Genomic DNA, 17613 nt, shown 5'->3' with positions numbered 1-17613 from the left:
AAGAATGAGTGAAGAAATCAGAGAAAACATCCATGATGTCAATCTAACCAGCGAAATGAAAGACTCCTTCATCGATTATGCGATGAGTGTTATTGTCGCACGTGCACTGCCTGATGTCAGAGATGGTCTGAAACCCGTTCATCGCCGTATTTTATACGGCATGAACGAATTAGGTGTGACACCGGATAAAGCCCATAAAAAATCTGCCAGAATCGTCGGAGATGTCATGGGTAAATACCATCCTCATGGGGATAGTGCAATCTATGAGTCAATGGTACGGATGGCGCAGCCATTTAGCTACCGTTATATGCTAGTGGATGGTCATGGAAACTTTGGTTCTGTTGACGGTGACGGTGCCGCTGCTATGCGTTATACCGAAGCACGGATGAGCAAAATCGCTACAGAAATGCTGCGTGATATCAATAAGAACACTGTTGATTTCCAAAGCAACTATGATGACACAGAAAAAGAACCCGTTGTATTACCTGCTCGCTTCCCTAATCTTTTGGTGAACGGAACGACGGGGATCGCCGTGGGTATGGCAACGAATATCCCACCTCATAATTTGTCTGAGGTAGTAGCGGCTATCGATTTGCTGATGGATAATCCTGATGTGACGACCAATGAATTGATGGAAGTATTACCTGGACCAGATTTTCCAACAGGTGGCTTGGTCATGGGAAAATCAGGAATCCGAAGAGCGTATGAAACAGGTAAAGGTTCTATTACCGTACGTGCAAAAGTTGAGATCACTGAGATGCCAAATGGCAAAGAACGGATCCTCGTGACGGAATTACCTTATATGGTCAATAAAGCAAAATTGATTGAACGGATTTCTGAGTTGCACAGAGACAAGCGTATCGAAGGAATTACGGATTTGCGGGATGAATCTTCCCGTGAAGGCATGCGAATTGTCATTGACGTTCGTCGTGACGCCAGCGCATCAGTTATTTTGAATAACTTATACAAATTGACATCCTTGCAGAATTCATTTGGATTCAATATGTTGGCAATCGAAAAAGGCGTGCCGAAAGTTTTAAGTTTGAAACAAATCCTTGAAAACTATATCGAACATCAACGCGAAGTCATCACACGACGGACGGTCTTTGAAAAAGAAAAAGCAGAAGCAAGAGCACACATCTTAGAAGGTTTGCGTATTGCTTTGGATCATATCGATGAAATCATTGCGATTATCCGCGGGTCTAAATCAGATGACGAAGCAAAAGCAACAATGATCGAACGGTTCGATTTATCCGATCGCCAATCACAAGCTATCTTAGATATGCGTTTGCGTCGATTGACCGGTTTGGAACGGGAAAAAATCGAAAATGAATACCAAGAACTATTGAAACTGATTGAAGATTTGACTGACATTCTGGCAAGACCCGAACGTGTCACAGAAATCATCAAGAATGAATTAGCAGACTTGAATCAACGATTTGGTGATAAACGACGCACAGAATTACTAGTCGGTGAGGTCTTAAGTCTAGAAGATGAAGATTTGATTGAAGAAGAAGAAATCGTTATTACATTGACAAACAATGGTTATATCAAACGTTTGGCAAATAATGAATTCAGAGCTCAACGAAGAGGCGGGCGTGGTGTCCAAGGAATGGGTATCCACAATGACGACTTCGTCAAGAATCTAGTTTCTTGTTCTACCCATGATACATTGTTATTCTTTACGAATAACGGAAAAGTGTATCGGGCAAAAGGATACGAAATTCCAGAATACGGGCGTGCAGCCAAAGGAATCCCAATCATCAATTTGCTGGGTATCGACTCGAGTGAAAGCATCCAAGCAATTATTGCGGTGACGGGAGAAGCAGAAGAAGGCCACTATCTCTTCTTTACGACGCGTCAAGGTACAGTTAAACGTACGTCTGTCACTGCTTTCGCTAACATCCGAAGCAATGGCCTGATTGCAATTGGTTTGAAAGAAGATGACGAATTAGTCAATGTTCTATTGACAGACGGACAGTCAAATATCATCATTGGCACACATAACGGTTACTCTGTGACCTTCAAAGAAGAAGCAGTCCGCGATATGGGACGTACAGCTTCCGGCGTCAGAGGGATACGTCTGCGTGAGGAAGATTACGTCGTTGGGGCAGCCCTGATGAAGGAAGACCAAGAAGTACTAGTGATTACAGAAAAAGGTTACGGAAAACGGACCAAAGTATCGGAATATCCAGTGAAAGGCCGCGGAGGTAAAGGAATCAAAACGGCGAATATCACTGAAAAAAATGGTCCACTAGCCGGATTGACCACTGTTTCTGGAAATGAAGACATCATGCTGATTACAGATAAAGGTGTGATTATCCGTTTCAACGTATCGACTGTTTCTCAAACTGGACGTTCAACATTGGGTGTACGTTTGATGAAGATGGAAGCTGATACGAAAGTCGTCACAATGGCAGCAGTCGAGCCAGAAGCGGTAGAACAAACAGTTGAAGAGCAAGCAACAGAAGAATAATCATAAAGATGAAGTGTTTAAGTTAGCAAGGAGGTTGTGACAGAAGTGGGCAACTTCAAGAAATAAGAAGGAATTTACGAAAATTGCTTTTCAAATTTTTGTGAAATTTCGGCTTATTTTTCGAAGAAGTTACTTCTAGAACACCGTGTAGGAGGTTGTGAAAAAGCTGCTCTGCATCAAGCAGTAAGAACAATCAGATAAAAATAGCACTCCATATTTTTCATCTGATTGGGTTTAGTGCCGTAGATGCAAGTTTTTGAACACCGTTTAAGGAAGAGGTTGTGAGCCTGCCGTTTCACTCTGAGTCACAAGGAGCAATTTCAAAAAATGGCTTCTCATGTTTGTTGAATATTGTGACTTGTGACCGAGGAGTTGGCAGGAGAACATCGTTTATTCGAAAAAAGGGAACTGCGACAAGACTTTTGTCACAGTTCCCTTGCTCGCTTTTTTGATTAATTGAATTTCTCTTAAAATATTTGAAACTGTTTATTCTGTATTGCTTTTGACCAAAATAGAGTGTATAATCAAAGCTTGTGAGTAGTCTAATTAATTAGATAACTCTCCTTGCTCTTAGGAACCTAAGAGCCGAAAGTCCACAGGGAGGTGAATATCAATGGAAAACACGAAATATGAAATCATGTACATTATTCGTCCAAACATTGATGAAGAAGCAAAAACTGCTTTAATCGAACGTTTCGATGCAATCTTGAAAGATAACGGAGCAGAAGTTATCGAATCAAAAGATTGGGAAAAACGCCGTTTCGCTTATGAAATGAACGGTTACCGTGAAGGTATCTATCACATCGTTAAAGTATCTTCTCCATCATCAGCAAATGCTGTCAGTGAATTTGACCGTCTTGCTAAAATCAACGACGATATCATTCGTCACATGATTGTTAAAAAAGAAGCTTAATTGTTGTTTCATGTGAAACAATAGAAAAACGATGAGAGGAGATGACTATTTTGATTAATAATGTTGTATTAGTTGGACGTCTGACGAAAGATCCAGATTTGCGTTACACAGCAAGTGGTACGGCAGTCGCAACATTTACTTTGGCTGTGAATCGTAATTTTACAAACCAAAGCGGCAATCGCGAGGCTGATTTTATCAACTGTGTGATTTGGCGCAAATCAGCAGAAACTTTAGCAAACTATGCTCGTAAAGGAACACTTTTAGGTGTTACTGGACGTATCCAAACTCGTTCTTATGATAATCAGCAAGGACAACGTGTATACGTAACAGAAGTAGTAGCTGACAGCTTCCAATTGCTGGAAAGTCGTTCTGCATCTGAAAATCGCCAACAAAGCGGCGGATTCCAAAGTTCTGGTCAATCAGCTGGCGGATTTGGCGGAAACAATAACTCTAATCAAACATCTCAATCATCCAACGGTATGCCTGATTTCGACCGTGATACTTCTGACCCATTCGGCTCAAGTTCAACGATCGACATTTCAGATGATGATTTACCATTCTAAACGAATTTGATAGGAGGGAAATAGAATGGCACAACAAAGAAGAGGCGGACGTAAACGTCGTAAAGTAGACTACATTGCTGCTAACCATATTGAATATATCGATTATAAAGATATCGAATTACTAAAAAGATTTATTTCAGAACGCGGTAAAATCTTGCCACGTCGTGTAACTGGTACAGGCGCTAAAAACCAACGTAAAATTACTGTTGCAATCAAACGCGCACGTATCATGGGCTTGCTACCTTTCGTTAGCGAAGACTAATAAATCCGAGGAATTGAATGACTGATCCTTTTGATCAGCTATTCAATTCTTTTTTTTCTGTAAAAATAACCGATATTCGTTTAGTCGCTTGAATGACGAAAGTTATGGTAAAATCAAGTTAGTCATATATGGGAGGAAAATTATGGAAAATAAAAACAATCATTTATCCCCAAAACCTCTCTTCCTTATCCTGTTTATACTAATCGAAGTATTGGTAGTCTTAATTTTACCATTTCGTTTTGTTAGCGCTTCGGTCATTCTTTTGATGAATTTATGGGGCGTTCGCTATTGGTTGAAAATGAAACGCTGGCTTATTTTAAATAAACGTGAAAAGATCCAGCAGGCTTCGACCGTAGCCGAAACCAATCTGGCTTATGTCTCAGAAGTCATGCCTGTAGGAGTGATTGCTTATCAGCCATCAAGCCAAAAAATCGAATGGCTCAATCCTTTGGCATTGAAAGTCAAAGATCAAAGTGGATTAACAGAGGAAGAATTGTTAGATACTTTTTTTACTGCAAAAGAAAAAAAGAAAAACCAAGTCTATTTAGCAGATAAAACATTTCAGTTTGATATGGATACAGTAAAGGGTGTCGTTTATTTTAATGATATCACCCAAAACCAGTTATTGAAACTTCATCAGGCGAACAGTCAGCCAGTGATCGGTATTTTATCTATTGATAACTATGCAGATGCTATTGATAAATTGGATGACAAAGAGATTTCTTATTTGAACTCTTTCGTCACTACACTAGTTTCTGACTGGATGAATGAATACCATGTCTTTTTCAAAAGAATCAACGCAGAACGGTTTTTCTTCGTCGCGCAGATGATCGATCTGAAAAAGATGATGGATAAAAAATTTGATTTGTTGGATCGCTTTCGAGCAGAAGCTGAAAAACAGAGTTCACCTATCACCCTGAGTATGGGGATCGCTTATGGCGCAAGATCCCTCGATGAAATCGGTGGAGAAGCTCAGAACAATTTAGATGTTGCTCTAGTCCGCGGAGGCGACCAAGTTGTCGTGAAAGAGGTAAAAGAAGGTGCGAAACCTGTTTATTATGGCGGTAAATCAGCTAAGAATGTCAAACGCACGCGTGTCCGTTCTCGAGCGATGAGTACTGCTTTGCGCCGGATTTTTGATGAAACAGGCGATGTGTTCATCATGGGACACAAATTTCCGGATATGGATGCTTTAGGCTCTGCTTTTGGTGTCAGTTGTCTTGCACGCTTCAACCAGAAAAAGGCTTATATCGTTATCAACGAGAACGAAATCATTCCAGATGTGGAACGTTGTCTCGAAGAAATCCATAAACATCCAGAATTAGAAATGCAATTAATCTCTCCAGAACGCGCCATAGAGCTGAAAAAAGAAGAAGACCTCCTCGTGATGGTGGATTATCATAAACCTTCTCTATCGATCTCTCAGAGCCTATATGAGCAATTTGATAAGATCGTGATCATTGATCATCACCGCCGAGGGGAAGAGTTTCCAAGCAAGCCTTTGCTGACTTATATCGAATCTTCAGCCTCTTCCGCTTCAGAGCTAGTTTCTGAGCTGATCCAATACCAAAGTAGCAAAACGAATCGTTTAGATCGCTTTGAGGCCACACTATTACTTGCAGGGATGGTTGTAGATACGAATAGTTTCAATGTTCGTACAACTGCACGAACTTTTGATGTTGCCAGCTATTTAAGGTCTTGTGGAGCAGACGCATCCTTAGTACAATATTTATTGAGCTCGGACTTAGCGACATACTTGGAAATCAGTCATTTGATTGCTGGAAGCGAGTATGTGACTTCTGATATTGTTGTGGCGGCAGGAACAGATGAAAAAGAGTATAATAGTGTCATAGCGGCAAAAACAGCAGATACACTGCTTTCGATGATCAATATCAACGCAGCTTTCGTCATTACGAAGCGGACAGACGGATTGATTGGGATCAGTGCCCGAAGTACCGGTACGATCAATGTCCAAATCATCATGGAATCCTTAGGTGGTGGAGGACACTTCACAAATGCAGCTACTCAACTGGAGAATACGACAGTTGAAGAAACAAAACAGAAGCTTTTTGCTGCAATCAAAGAAAATATGAATCAAATATATGATAAGGAGTAATCCAAATGAAAGTAATTTTTTTACAAGACGTAAAAGGAAAAGGTAAAAAAGGGGACATCAAAGAAGTTCCAGCAGGTTATGCACAAAATTATCTAATCAAAAATAACTTGGCAAAAGAAGCAACGAAAAGTAGTATCAGTCAGTTAGCTGGACAGAAGAAAGCCCAAGAAAAACACGAAGCTGAAATCTTGGAAGAAGCTAAAAAATTAAAAGAATTCTTGGAAAAAGAAGATACGGTAGTCGAGTTAAAAGCAAAAGCAGGGGAAGACAGCCGTTTGTTTGGATCGATTCCTTCAAAACAAATTGCTGAAGGGCTAAACAAACAATACAAAATCAAATTAGATAAACGAAAAATCGAACTAGAAAACCCAATCCGTTCACTAGGCTACACAAACGTACCTGTGAAGTTGCATCATGAGGTGACGGCTACGATCAAAGTTCATGTCGTACAAGAATAACAAGTCTTGACAGTGATGTTCAGCTGGTAAGAAGAACCAGAAGGAGAAAAGACAAACCGAAATTTATCTGAGAAAAGCAGCTGCAGCAACAAAAGTACAAGCTGCATATCGATTTCAGATTGATTTCGGTTTCTTTTTTGAGAACAGTAAAATAGCATGAAGAAAACGAGTATAATAAAAGTGAACTATTTTTTTATGATACTTTCGATGCGAATGATGACTTTTCCATCATTTTCTTGTAAAATGAAGCAATTGAAGACAAGGAGCGATACGTATGAATGAAGTGTGGCAGGATCGAATCCCACCGCAAAATATTGAAGCTGAACAAGCGGTTCTAGGCTCTGTTTTTCTTGATGCAGAAACGATCATTGATGCCATGGAGTACATAGAGCCAAAAGACTTTTATCGTCGCGGCCATCAAATTATTTTTGAGACAATGATCGAGTTGAACGATCGTAATGAAGCGATTGACGTTGTTACTGTTAAAGACCGGCTAGAACAAGCAAATTTGTTAGAAGATGCCGGTGGTTTAAGTTACCTATCAGATTTGGCTTTAGCAGTTCCGACAGCAGCAAATATCGTCTACTATGCGAAAATCGTTGAAGAAAAATCATTATTGCGTACATTGATTCAGACAGCAACAGGGATCGTTACAAAAGGATTCGAGCAAGGAGAAGAAGTTCAGACGATCTTAGATGATGCAGAACGCAGTATCTTGGAGGTTTCGGAAAAAAGAAATCGAAGCGGCTTTTTATCCATTGCTGAAGTACTGAACTCAACGATTGAAAATATCGATCGACTAGCTCAAAACAATGAAGAAATCACAGGCCTACCAACTGGCTATCAAGGTCTGGACAAAATGACAGCAGGTTTCCAGCCCGAAGAACTAATCATTCTGGCTGCCCGTCCAGCGGTAGGTAAAACAGCGTTCGCATTGAATATTGCTCAAAATGTAGGAACCAAAACAGATCGTTCTGTTGCGATATTCAGTCTGGAAATGGGGGCGGAATCTCTTGTAAATCGGATGCTTTGTGCAGAAGGTTCGATTGAAGCCAGCCACTTGCGTACAGGTCAGCTTTCGGAAGAAGAATGGTCGAATCTGATCGTTGCGATGGGAAGTCTTTCTCGAGCAAATATTTTCATCGACGATACACCAGGGATCAAGATCTCTGAGATCCGCGCGAAATGTCGGAAACTAGCGCAAGAAAAAGGCAACCTAGGCTTGATATTGATCGATTATTTGCAGTTGATTGAAGGGAACGGTAAAGAGAACCGTCAACAAGAAGTATCAGATATCTCCCGCCAACTGAAAAAACTGGCAAAAGAACTGAAAGTACCTGTCATTGCTCTTTCGCAGTTGTCTCGTGGAGTAGAACAGCGACAAGACAAACGTCCAGTACTAAGTGATATTCGTGAATCCGGATCAATCGAACAAGATGCGGACATCGTAGCCTTCTTGTATCGGGATGATTATTATGAAAGAGAAGGCGGAGATGACGATGATGGAAATGAGCCAAAAAATGACAACGTCATCGAAGTCATCATCGAGAAGAACCGAAGCGGTGCGCGAGGAACAGTTGAACTGCTGTTTATCAAAGAATACAATAAATTTTCGTCGCTTTCGCCAAGAGAAGAATTTTAAAGAATAGGTTGTGAAAGCAGCGTTCAGCCTTGCGCAATGACCAAGGGCACTCGTATAAGATGCGACGAGTAACTGCAAGAGTGACTAGAGCACTTAATTAAAACAGATCTCCAAAGGGATTGTGACAAAAGTCTTGTCGCAATCCCTTTTTCCGAATAAACGGTGTTCAATCAGCTGACCCTCGGCATTAGCTCAACAAACGGCAAAATATGAGGAACTATTTTGACGTTTGTTGAGCTAATACTCAGATCAGAACGCTGATTTCACAACCTCTTCCTTAAACGGTATTCAAAAGCTTGCATCTGCGGCACTAAACCCAATCAGATGAAAAATATGGAGTGCTATTTTTATCTGATTGTTCTTACTGCTTGATGCAGAGAAGCTTTTCACAACCTCTGATTCACGGTGTTCCAGAAGTAGCTTCTTCGGAAATAAGTCGAAATTTCACAAAAATATGAGAAGCAATTTTCGTAAATTCCTTCTTATTTCTTGAAGCTGACCACTTCTGTTACAACCTCTTTTTTAACAATCATTCTAAAAGGATAAAAGTTCGTTTTTTAAGCGTTTTTATAAAATAAAAATAAAAATCATTCGATTTTATTTGAATTATGTATCTATTATTGATACAATGGTTCAGGATTAAATAATATAGAACGAGGTGTTCACATGTCATCTGTAGTAGTAGTAGGTACGCAATGGGGCGATGAAGGGAAAGGAAAAATCACAGACTTTCTCAGTGAAAATGCTGAAGTGATTGCACGGTACCAAGGTGGCGACAATGCAGGGCATACAATCAAATTCAATGGTGTGACTTATAAACTGCATTTGATTCCTTCTGGGATTTTTTATAAAGACAAGATCAGTGTGATTGGAAACGGCGTCGTAGTCAATCCTAAATCATTGGTCAAAGAATTAGCTTATTTACATGAAAAAGGTGTAGAAACAAGTAATCTGCGTATTTCTGACCGCGCACACGTAATCTTGCCTTATCATATCAAATTGGACCAATTACAAGAAGATGCGAAAGGTGAAAACAAAATCGGTACAACGATCAAAGGAATCGGACCAGCTTATATGGATAAAGCCGCTCGTGTAGGTATCCGCATCGCAGACTTATTGGATAAAGAAATTTTTGAAGAACGTCTTCGTTTGAATCTAGATGATAAAAACCGTCAATTTGTAAAAATGTTTGATTCAGAACCACTTGATTTTGACGATATTTTTGAAGAATATTATGAATATGGACAACAAATCAAACAATACGTCACGGATACTTCGGTTATCTTGAATGACGCCTTAGATGCAGGTAAACGCGTGTTGTTTGAAGGGGCACAAGGAGTCATGTTGGATATCGATCAAGGAACCTATCCTTTTGTTACTTCTTCTAATCCAGTAGCCGGTGGTGTTACAATCGGAAGCGGTGTAGGTCCTTCAAAAATCAATAAAGTCGTCGGCGTCTGCAAAGCCTATACGTCACGTGTCGGTGATGGACCATTTCCAACTGAACTATTTGATGAAACAGGTGAACAAATCCGCAAAGTAGGACGAGAATACGGTACGACAACTGGACGTCCTCGTCGTGTCGGTTGGTTTGATTCTGTAGTTATGCGCCATTCTAAACGGGTTTCAGGTATTACCAACCTATCTTTAAACTCAATCGATGTATTAAGTGGATTGGAAACCGTAAAAATTTGCACGGCTTATGAATTAGATGGCGAACTAATCTACCACTATCCAGCAAGCTTGAAAGAGTTGAACCGTTGCAAACCAATCTATGAAGAATTGCCAGGCTGGTCAGAAGATATTACAGGATGCAAAACACTTGCAGAACTGCCAGAAAACGCACGTAACTATGTACGTCGTATCTCAGAGCTTGTTGGTGTACGTATCTCAACATTTTCTGTCGGACCTGATAGAACACAAACAAACATCTTAGAAAGCGTCTGGGCGCAAATCTAAGGATAAAAACGACGACTGAATCAGGACGTTCTTACCAGAGCGAGTCGAAGTGTTTATCTATACGATAATAATCACTTGAAGAGGTAGTGAAAGAGACGTTTAGCCTTATTGCCGATAGGCTGTCTCTTGAACACTGTTTATTCAGAATAAGGGACTGTGACAAAAGTCTTGTCGCAGTTCCCTTTTTTCGAATAAACGGTGTTCTCCTGCCAACTCCTCGGTCACAAGTCACAATATTCAACAAACATGAGAAGCCATTTTTTGAAATTGCTCCTTGTGACTCGGAGTGAAACGGCAGGTTCACGACCTCTTCCTTAAACGGTGTTCAAAAGCTTGCATCTACGGCACTAAACCCAATCAGATGAAAAATATGGAGTGCTATTTTTATCTGATTGTTCTTACTGCTTGATGCAGAGCAGCTTTTTCACAACCTCCTAAACGGTGTTCCAGAAGTAGCTTCTACGGAAATAAGCCGAAATTTCACAAAAATTTGAGAAGCAGTTTTCGTAAATTCCTTCTTATTTCTTGAAGCTGACCACTTCTGTCACAACCTCTTATTTTGATTAGAACTTGCGAAAATAAACCGGTTAAAGTGTGTCTAGCGCAAGAGATTTGCTATAATAGACGATAAGGGTAAAATGTAACGAGAAGGGGTTGAAAAATGTGTATCAAATTGTAACAGATTCTTGTTGTGATCTGCCATACCACGTATTAGCAGAAGAAAAAATTGATTTTTTATCAATGAATCTCCAATTGAATGATCAAGAGTTAGTAGATGATCTCGGAAAGACATTCAATTATGACCGCTACATGAATCAGCTGAAAAATGGTGCGATGCCTACGACATCACAAATCAATGTTGGCCGATATTTAGAATTTTTCCGTTCTTATGCAGAAAAACAGATTCCTGTCTTATATGTGGCTTTTTCCAGTGGATTAAGCGGCTCTTACAGCAGTGCGCTTCAAGCTGTTGAATTACTGAAGGAAGAATATGAAGACCCTGAGATCTATGTTTTTGATACAAAAGCTGCAAGTATCGGGGAAGGGCTTTTAGTATTGGAAGCTGCAAGATTGAAAAAAGAAGGGAAAAGTATCGAAGAAACCTTAGAGTGGCTGGAAAAAAATTATTTGAAAGTCCATTCATGGGTAACTGTAGACGATTTGAAGTATCTAGAACGAGGCGGTAGGATTTCCAAAGCAAGTGCTACTCTGGGCAGTCTATTGAGTGTAAAGCCTATTATTACGGTAGATAAAGAAGGAAGGCTGACGAATGTTGACAAAGTTCGCGGAAGGAACAAGTCGATCCAAACAATCGTCAATGAGACGGTAAAAACAATCGTTGCGCCACTTGATCAAATCGTTTATGTGGCTTACGCTGGGGATCTAGAGAGCGCGGAGAAGGCAAAACGGCTTTTGGAAGAGCAGATAAAGATGAAAGATGTGAAGCTTTATCCCTTAGGACCAACGATCGCCAGTCACACAGGCTATGGCTGTATCGCGATTTTTTCGATGGGAATCAGTCGATAAAAGCAGTAACTCATTCTGTAAAAAAGCCCAGGATTTGAATGTAACAAAAATAGCGACTCTTAAAAGATAGATGAGCATCCTATCTCTTAGAGGTCGCTGTTTTTTTGTTTTTTAAGCTAAATAGACCGTTACGCCCATAACTCATTCAATTGTTTTTGAATATCTGTGTTTTCCAAGAACTCATCATATGTCGTATCAGCCCGATCAATCACACCTTTATCTGAAACAGCAATGATCCGGTTTGCCAATGTTTGGATAAATTGATGGTCATGAGAGGCAAACAGGATCGAGCCAGTAAATGCCATCAAGCCATCATTCAATGCGGTGATTGATTCTAAGTCTAAGTGGTTCGTTGGATCGTCTAATACAAGTACGTTAGCTTTCGAAAGCATCATTTTTGAGAGCATACAACGGACTTTCTCTCCACCAGATAAAACATTCACTGGTTTCAATACTTCTTCACCAGAAAACAGCATTCTTCCTAAGAAACTTCTTAAGAAGGTGTTGTCATCTTCTTCTTTACTTGCATATTGGCGCAACCAGTCTAAAATCGTTAGATTCGTGTCGAATTCTTTCGTTGTATCCTTTGGTAAATAAGAATGACTTGTTGTTACTCCCCAACGTACTGTTCCAGTATCTGGTGTAATTTCACCCATTATAACTTTGAATAGCGTTGTTGTTGTTATATCATTTTCTGCGACAAAAGCAACCTTGTCTTCTTTGTTTAAATTAAAAGATATATCATCTAAGATTTTCTTTCCATCAATCGTTACACTTACATTTTCTACCTGCAATAAGTCGTTTCCGATCTCACGTTCAGGTTTGAATCCAACGAATGGGTAACGTCTAGAAGAAGGCTGGATATCGTCCAAAGTAATTTTTTCAAGCATTTTTTTACGTGAAGTTGCTTGTTTTGATTTTGATGCATTCGCACTAAAGCGAGCAATGAATTCTTGAAGCTCTTTGATTTGTTCTTCTTTTTTTGCATTTGCATTCGCTTGGAGCTTAGCCGCCAATTGACTAGATTCCAACCAAAAATCATAATTTCCTACATAAAGTTTGATTTTACCAAAATCCAGATCCGCCATATGTGTACATACTTTGTTCAAAAAGTGACGGTCATGGGAGACAACGATCACAGTATTTTCAAAATTGATTAAAAATTCTTCCAACCAATTGATCGATTGGATATCCAGACCGTTTGTTGGTTCGTCTAGTAAAAGAACATCAGGTTTACCAAATAGTGTTTGTGCTAACAACACTTTTACCTTTTGTCCGCCAGTCAATTCACTCATTTGCTGATGGTGCAATTCTTCAGGGATGTTCAGACCTTGCAGTAAAACAGCTGCTTCTGGTTCTGCTTCCCATCCATTAAGCTCAGCAAATTCTCCTTCTAATTCAGCTGCTCGAATACCATCTTCGTCAGTGAAATCTTCTTTCATGTAAATCGCATCTTTTTCTTTCATCACTTCATACAGACGCTTGTGTCCCATGATGACTGTTTCAAGTACAGTATAGTCTTCATAGTCGTAATGGTTCTGTTTCAATACGGCCATCCGTTCATCTGGTCCCATAGTAACGGAACCTGTGGAAGGCTGCAGATCCCCTGATAACACTTTAAGGAACGTTGATTTACCTGCACCATTTGCACCAATCAAGCCATAGCAGTTTCCGGGGGTAAATTTAATATTCACATCATCAAATAGTTTGCGGTCTGAAAAGTGCAAACTCACATCATTTACAGTAATCAATTTTTTTCCTCACTTTTATCATTATTAGTTTTTGACAAGTCTTATAGAATTATATAGGGGAAAGGTAAAAGATTCAAGGCAATCGAACATTCTTTGTGTTTCACGTGAAACAGAATGAAGAAAATAAACATAAAAGAGGAGTAGAAATAGCTGCTATAGGATTTTTTAGTTTGCAACAGCATAATTTTTGACGTTATTTATAAGAGGGAGTATTATAAAACTGTAAAAGAAATGAAAGAAGGATTGAAAATGGATGAAAAAAGAACCATCGACTGGGGCTCATTGATTTTGGGAATTTTATTTGTACTTGTCTCATTGTTATCATTTCAAGACCCTGTCGGAAATTTAGTTGCAATTGTAGTAGTCTTTGCGATTTTTGCCTTTATTAAAGGAATATTTGAACTGTTTGTACGTAATAGATTAAAAGAGCTAACAGGATATAAAGGAAAGATGCCCTTAATAATCGGGATCATCGATATTCTAGTTGGCGTCTTTTTCTTATTCAATATTGGTGCAGGAGTCGCAGCATTGCCTTTTGTTTTTGCAGTATGGTTTATTGCTGATTCCGTTTTAGCGTTATTTACTGCTGACTTGGCAAGAGGAATAAGTGAAGGATATTATTGGTTTACGATCATCGTCAATATTTTAGGAATTTTATTAGGAATTTTCTTATTGTTTAATCCAATTTCTTCTGCGTTGACATTAAGCTTTTTAGTGGGGTTCTATTTTATGTTATTCGGCATCACACATATCGTCTATGCGTTTAGATAAGTGAAATCAAACAAATAAAAAAGCCAGCTTCCGGTAACAGTTTGACTGTTGCAATTGGTAGCTGGCTTTTTTATCATGGACAAATATGCACGAGGTCATCTTTAGGTGTCGAGACAAATTTATGCAAAAATGTGAAAAGTAATAGGCACAAATTTTATCTTAATACTTGAAACATACCGCAGTTGTCACAACCTCTTGATACACGGTGTTCAAAAGCTTGCATCTGCGGTAATAAGTCCCACCAAACGAAAAAATATGACGAGCTATTTTTGTTTGGCTGTTCTTATTACTTGATGCAGGGCAGCTTTTTCACAACCTCTGATACACGGTGCTCCACCTGCTGCTTCTCGGTAATAAAATCGCCGTCCTAGAAAATATGAGGAACTATTTTCTGTCCATCGTTCTTATTACTCGAAGCATACCGCAGTTGTCACAACCTCTTTTCATATAATTCATTCAATACTGGCAAATCATGGACTTCATATTTTTCTTTGAATGCTTGGATTTCTTCTTCAGAATATTTTCTTGAATCTAAATGAAGATCTTCTACTGGCAATGGGCGCTTGTTATTGATTTTCACATCGATCACTACAGGACGATCTGATTTTGCGGCTGCATCAAAGGCAAACCGAAGTTGCGAGTATTCTGTGACTGTAAAGCTTTTTGCACCGAGTGCTTCTCCAACTTTACCGAAATCTGCATCTTCTAAAAATACACCGAATTTCTTTTGTTCCGTATCTTCTTGTTCTGCTTCGATGAAACCAAAAGAATCATTAGAAAAAACAACATTGATAATTGGAAGCTGATATTTGACTTGTGTAATGATATCTTGCATGACCATAGCAAATCCGCCATCACCACTTAAGGTAAATACTTGTTTTTCTGGGTAGCTTAGTTGTGCGGCAATTCCTCCAGGCACACCATTACCCATAGTTGCGAACCATCCAGAGGTTGTATGTTTTTGTTTACCGTTCATATTTAATAAGCGAATAGAATGGATAGTCGTGTTACCGACATCTGTGACGAAAATCGCATCGTCTTCAGCAATCCGATTGATTTCTTTATAGACAGCCTCTGGTCGAATCGGTTCTTCCTCACGATTTTCAAAAGATTTCAACCAATTTACCCATTTTTCTTTATTTTCCTGATTTGCTAGGTACCAGCTATCAGCAGGACGAGCATCACCTAATTCGACCAGTCTTTGCAAAGCCGTGTTTGCATCACCGAGAATCGACAGAGATGTTTCATGGCGCCGTCCGAATTTTGACGCATCAATATCGATTTGGATAAATTCAGCAGTTGGATTAAAAAATGCACGTCCAAACGGGAAGTCGCTACCGACAAATAAGATCAGATCGGCTTCTGCCAATGCTTCATTTCCGGGTTTAGTAGCGACACGTCCAGCAAAACCAAGAAAGTTTTCATAATCATCAGGAATAATTCCTTTTGCTAGAACGGAAGCGACAATAGGAACTGAAAAATGTTCTGAGAATTCTTTGATTTGCGGAAATCCGTTTCGCGTTCCTTGACCAACATAAAGAACTGGTTTTTTTGCTTTTTCAAGATAAGGCAAAGCAGCCAGCAGATCTTTTTCTTCTGGTAATATCACACTTGTTTTATGAGTGTGAGCAGTAGAGAAAGCTTGTTCATCAATTTCTTCAAAGCCAAGATCAACAGGAATCGTCACGATAGCCACACCTTTATGCTCATAGGCGGCTTTAATGGCTTCATCTACGACATGTGGAAGACTTTGGGGCGTCATGACTGTACGATTGTATACGCTGACATCTGCGAAAATAGGATTTTCGTTTAATTCTTGGAAAGAGTTATAGTTCATGGATGTAGAAGCGACTTGTCCTAAGAACGCTACTAGAGGCACATGGTCCATCTGTGCATCATACAAACCATTGATCAAATGTGTCGCACCAGGTCCTGCAGAGCCGAAGACAGCGCCGACTTTCCCGGTTAATTTTGCATCTGCGGCTGCTGCTAGTGCACCGACTTCTTCATGACGGACTTGAATATATTTGATTTCGTTTTTTTCGTGATATAGCGCATCCATAATCGAATTGAAAGATCCTCCGGGAATGCCATAAATATGGTCGATGCCCCAGCTTTCAAGAACTTTTACCATTGCGACTCCTGCATTGATTTTTGACATGGTGTTTCACTCCTTTAGCAATGATGATCCATAAATTTTTTGTATCTAGAGTATAGAACTTTTTATCGAAAATCCCAACTAATTCGTCTTTTCACAAAAATGTAGTCATGTTTTTGGGAATATGCTAGAGTAGTACATAAATAGATTCAAGAGAGGGGAATGGCATGGTTGAATGGCTATTGAGGCTTGATCCTTGGCAGCAAGCACTTGCTGGGACAGCTTTCACTTATTTTATGACAGCTCTTGGTGCCGGATTGGTTTTTTTCTTTAAAGAAATCAAAAAAGAAGTGCTAAATTTGATGTTAGGATTTGCTTCTGGTGTCATGATTGCTGCAAGTTTTTGGTCCTTGCTCGATCCAGCGATTACAAAAGCAGAAGAAAATGGAGACATTGCTTGGCTAGTTGTAAGTATTGGATTTGGTTTAGGTGGGGTGTTTTTATATATGGCAGATAAAACATTGCCCCATATGCATTTTGGACCGCAACATGAAGCAGAAGGATTGCCTACCCATTTAAAGCGGACAATCTTGCTTGTTTTTTCTATTACATTGCATAATGTTCCTGAAGGTTTAGCCGTAGGGGTAGCATTCGGTGCAGCAGCAACTGCGGATAATCCGACAGCCGCTATATTAGCCGCTGTTTCGGTGGCGCTAGGTATTGGTATCCAAAACTTCCCAGAAGGAGCAGCTGTATCAATCCCATTGCGACAAGAAGGTCTGAGCCGTAAAAAGGCCTTTGTTTACGGTCAAGCTTCTGGAATCGTTGAACCAATCGCTGGGGTGATTGGCGCACTACTAGTAACGAAAGTGAAGCTGCTGCTTCCTTATGCACTTGCTTTTGCTGCAGGAGCGATGATTTATGTCGTGGTGGAAGAATTGATTCCCGAAGCACAGCAGACATTGTCCAGCAAACGTCATTTTGCAGTTTTTGGTGTCATGAGCGGATTTATCATTATGATGATCTTGGATGTGGCATTAGGATAATTCGGAAAATTCATATATGATATATCAAATA

The 17613-nt window shown here is 39.7% G+C and carries 13 protein-coding genes; 11 read left to right on the top strand and 2 right to left on the bottom strand.

The genetic code is table 11. The features are described from left to right. Positions 1-4 precede the first annotated feature (4 nt). From gyrA to KFO35_RS03600, 9 genes are all read left to right on the top strand, one after another. Complete coding sequence (gene gyrA, locus KFO35_RS03640; protein WP_156272365.1) at positions 5-2476, top strand: DNA gyrase subunit A; 2472 nt, start codon at positions 5-7, stop codon at positions 2474-2476. Positions 2477-3089: 613 nt separating this feature from the next. Continuing rightward, the gene (gene rpsF / locus KFO35_RS03635; RefSeq protein WP_156272409.1) at positions 3090-3389 is read left to right on the top strand and encodes a 30S ribosomal protein S6; all 300 of its coding nucleotides are present in this window, start codon (positions 3090-3092) and stop codon (positions 3387-3389) included. A gap of 50 nt (positions 3390-3439) precedes the next feature. Further along, positions 3440-3952, top strand: coding sequence for a single-stranded DNA-binding protein (gene ssb, locus KFO35_RS03630; RefSeq protein ID WP_156272411.1), 513 nt, complete (start codon positions 3440-3442; stop codon positions 3950-3952). Positions 3953-3977: 25 nt separating this feature from the next. After that, entirely contained in the window at positions 3978-4214 is a 237-nt protein-coding gene (gene rpsR / locus KFO35_RS03625; protein ID WP_002288370.1) for a 30S ribosomal protein S18, read from the top strand. 142 nt (positions 4215-4356) lie between these two features. Next, positions 4357-6330: a DHH family phosphoesterase gene (locus tag KFO35_RS03620; protein ID WP_002315475.1), complete on the top strand. Its 1974-nt coding sequence runs from the start codon at positions 4357-4359 to the stop codon at positions 6328-6330. Between the two features lie 5 nt (positions 6331-6335). Then, positions 6336-6788 carry a 50S ribosomal protein L9 gene (rplI, locus tag KFO35_RS03615; RefSeq protein ID WP_002288372.1) on the top strand — a complete coding sequence of 151 codons (453 nt, stop codon included), beginning with the start codon at positions 6336-6338 and terminating at the stop codon, positions 6786-6788. A 274-nt stretch (positions 6789-7062) separates the two neighbouring features. Beyond that, positions 7063-8430 (top strand): replicative DNA helicase, encoded by a 1368-nt coding sequence (gene dnaB / locus KFO35_RS03610; protein ID WP_002288373.1) that lies wholly within the window; start codon positions 7063-7065, stop codon positions 8428-8430. Between the two features lie 666 nt (positions 8431-9096). Continuing rightward, positions 9097-10389: an adenylosuccinate synthase gene (locus KFO35_RS03605; protein ID WP_002309895.1), complete on the top strand. Its 1293-nt coding sequence runs from the start codon at positions 9097-9099 to the stop codon at positions 10387-10389. 663 nt (positions 10390-11052) lie between these two features. Next, complete coding sequence (locus tag KFO35_RS03600; RefSeq protein ID WP_002316532.1) at positions 11053-11916, top strand: DegV family protein; 864 nt, start codon at positions 11053-11055, stop codon at positions 11914-11916. A 128-nt stretch (positions 11917-12044) separates the two neighbouring features. Here the strand turns inward: KFO35_RS03600 and KFO35_RS03595 are convergent, their stop codons facing one another. Then, positions 12045-13667, bottom strand: a complete 1623-nt coding sequence (locus KFO35_RS03595; RefSeq protein ID WP_002315476.1) for an ABC-F family ATP-binding cassette domain-containing protein — start codon at positions 13665-13667, stop codon at positions 12045-12047. A 249-nt stretch (positions 13668-13916) separates the two neighbouring features. Here KFO35_RS03595 and KFO35_RS03590 point away from each other — a divergent pair, with 249 nt between their 5' ends. Further along, positions 13917-14438: an HdeD family acid-resistance protein gene (locus tag KFO35_RS03590; RefSeq protein ID WP_024635765.1), complete on the top strand. Its 522-nt coding sequence runs from the start codon at positions 13917-13919 to the stop codon at positions 14436-14438. A 430-nt stretch (positions 14439-14868) separates the two neighbouring features. On the opposite strand, the gene spxB is transcribed toward KFO35_RS03590, so the two are convergent. After that, the gene (gene spxB, locus KFO35_RS03585; RefSeq protein ID WP_002315478.1) at positions 14869-16599 is read right to left on the bottom strand and encodes a pyruvate oxidase; all 1731 of its coding nucleotides are present in this window, start codon (positions 16597-16599) and stop codon (positions 14869-14871) included. Between the two features lie 164 nt (positions 16600-16763). Between spxB and KFO35_RS03580 the strand changes: the two genes are divergently transcribed. Then, the gene (locus KFO35_RS03580) at positions 16764-17582 is read left to right on the top strand and encodes a ZIP family metal transporter (protein ID WP_002315479.1); all 819 of its coding nucleotides are present in this window, start codon (positions 16764-16766) and stop codon (positions 17580-17582) included. Positions 17583-17613 lie beyond the last annotated feature (31 nt).

Origin of the sequence: Enterococcus lactis, from assembly GCF_015751045.1 — a bacterium.
Classification (GTDB): domain Bacteria; phylum Bacillota; class Bacilli; order Lactobacillales; family Enterococcaceae; genus Enterococcus_B; species Enterococcus_B lactis.
The sequence above is the reverse complement of the archived record's forward strand: the minus strand, read 5'-3'. Positions and strand labels throughout refer to the sequence as shown.

Bases quoted from the DNA above. Each gene is read 5' to 3' on its own strand.
- KFO35_RS03605 (WP_002309895.1), top strand. From the start codon at position 9,097: ATGTCATCTGTAGTAGTAGTAGGTACGCAATGGGGCGATGAAGGGAAA.
- rpsF (WP_156272409.1), top strand. From the start codon at position 3,090: ATGGAAAACACGAAATATGAAATCATGTACATTATTCGTCCAAACATT.
- rplI (WP_002288372.1), top strand. From the start codon at position 6,336: ATGAAAGTAATTTTTTTACAAGACGTAAAAGGAAAAGGTAAAAAAGGG.
- gyrA (WP_156272365.1), top strand. From the start codon at position 5: ATGAGTGAAGAAATCAGAGAAAACATCCATGATGTCAATCTAACCAGC.
- KFO35_RS03590 (WP_024635765.1), top strand. From the start codon at position 13,917: ATGGATGAAAAAAGAACCATCGACTGGGGCTCATTGATTTTGGGAATT.
- rpsR (WP_002288370.1), top strand. From the start codon at position 3,978: ATGGCACAACAAAGAAGAGGCGGACGTAAACGTCGTAAAGTAGACTAC.
- dnaB (WP_002288373.1), top strand. From the start codon at position 7,063: ATGAATGAAGTGTGGCAGGATCGAATCCCACCGCAAAATATTGAAGCT.
- KFO35_RS03620 (WP_002315475.1), top strand. From the start codon at position 4,357: ATGGAAAATAAAAACAATCATTTATCCCCAAAACCTCTCTTCCTTATC.
- spxB (WP_002315478.1), bottom strand. From the start codon at position 16,599: ATGTCAAAAATCAATGCAGGAGTCGCAATGGTAAAAGTTCTTGAAAGC.
- KFO35_RS03580 (WP_002315479.1), top strand. From the start codon at position 16,764: ATGGTTGAATGGCTATTGAGGCTTGATCCTTGGCAGCAAGCACTTGCT.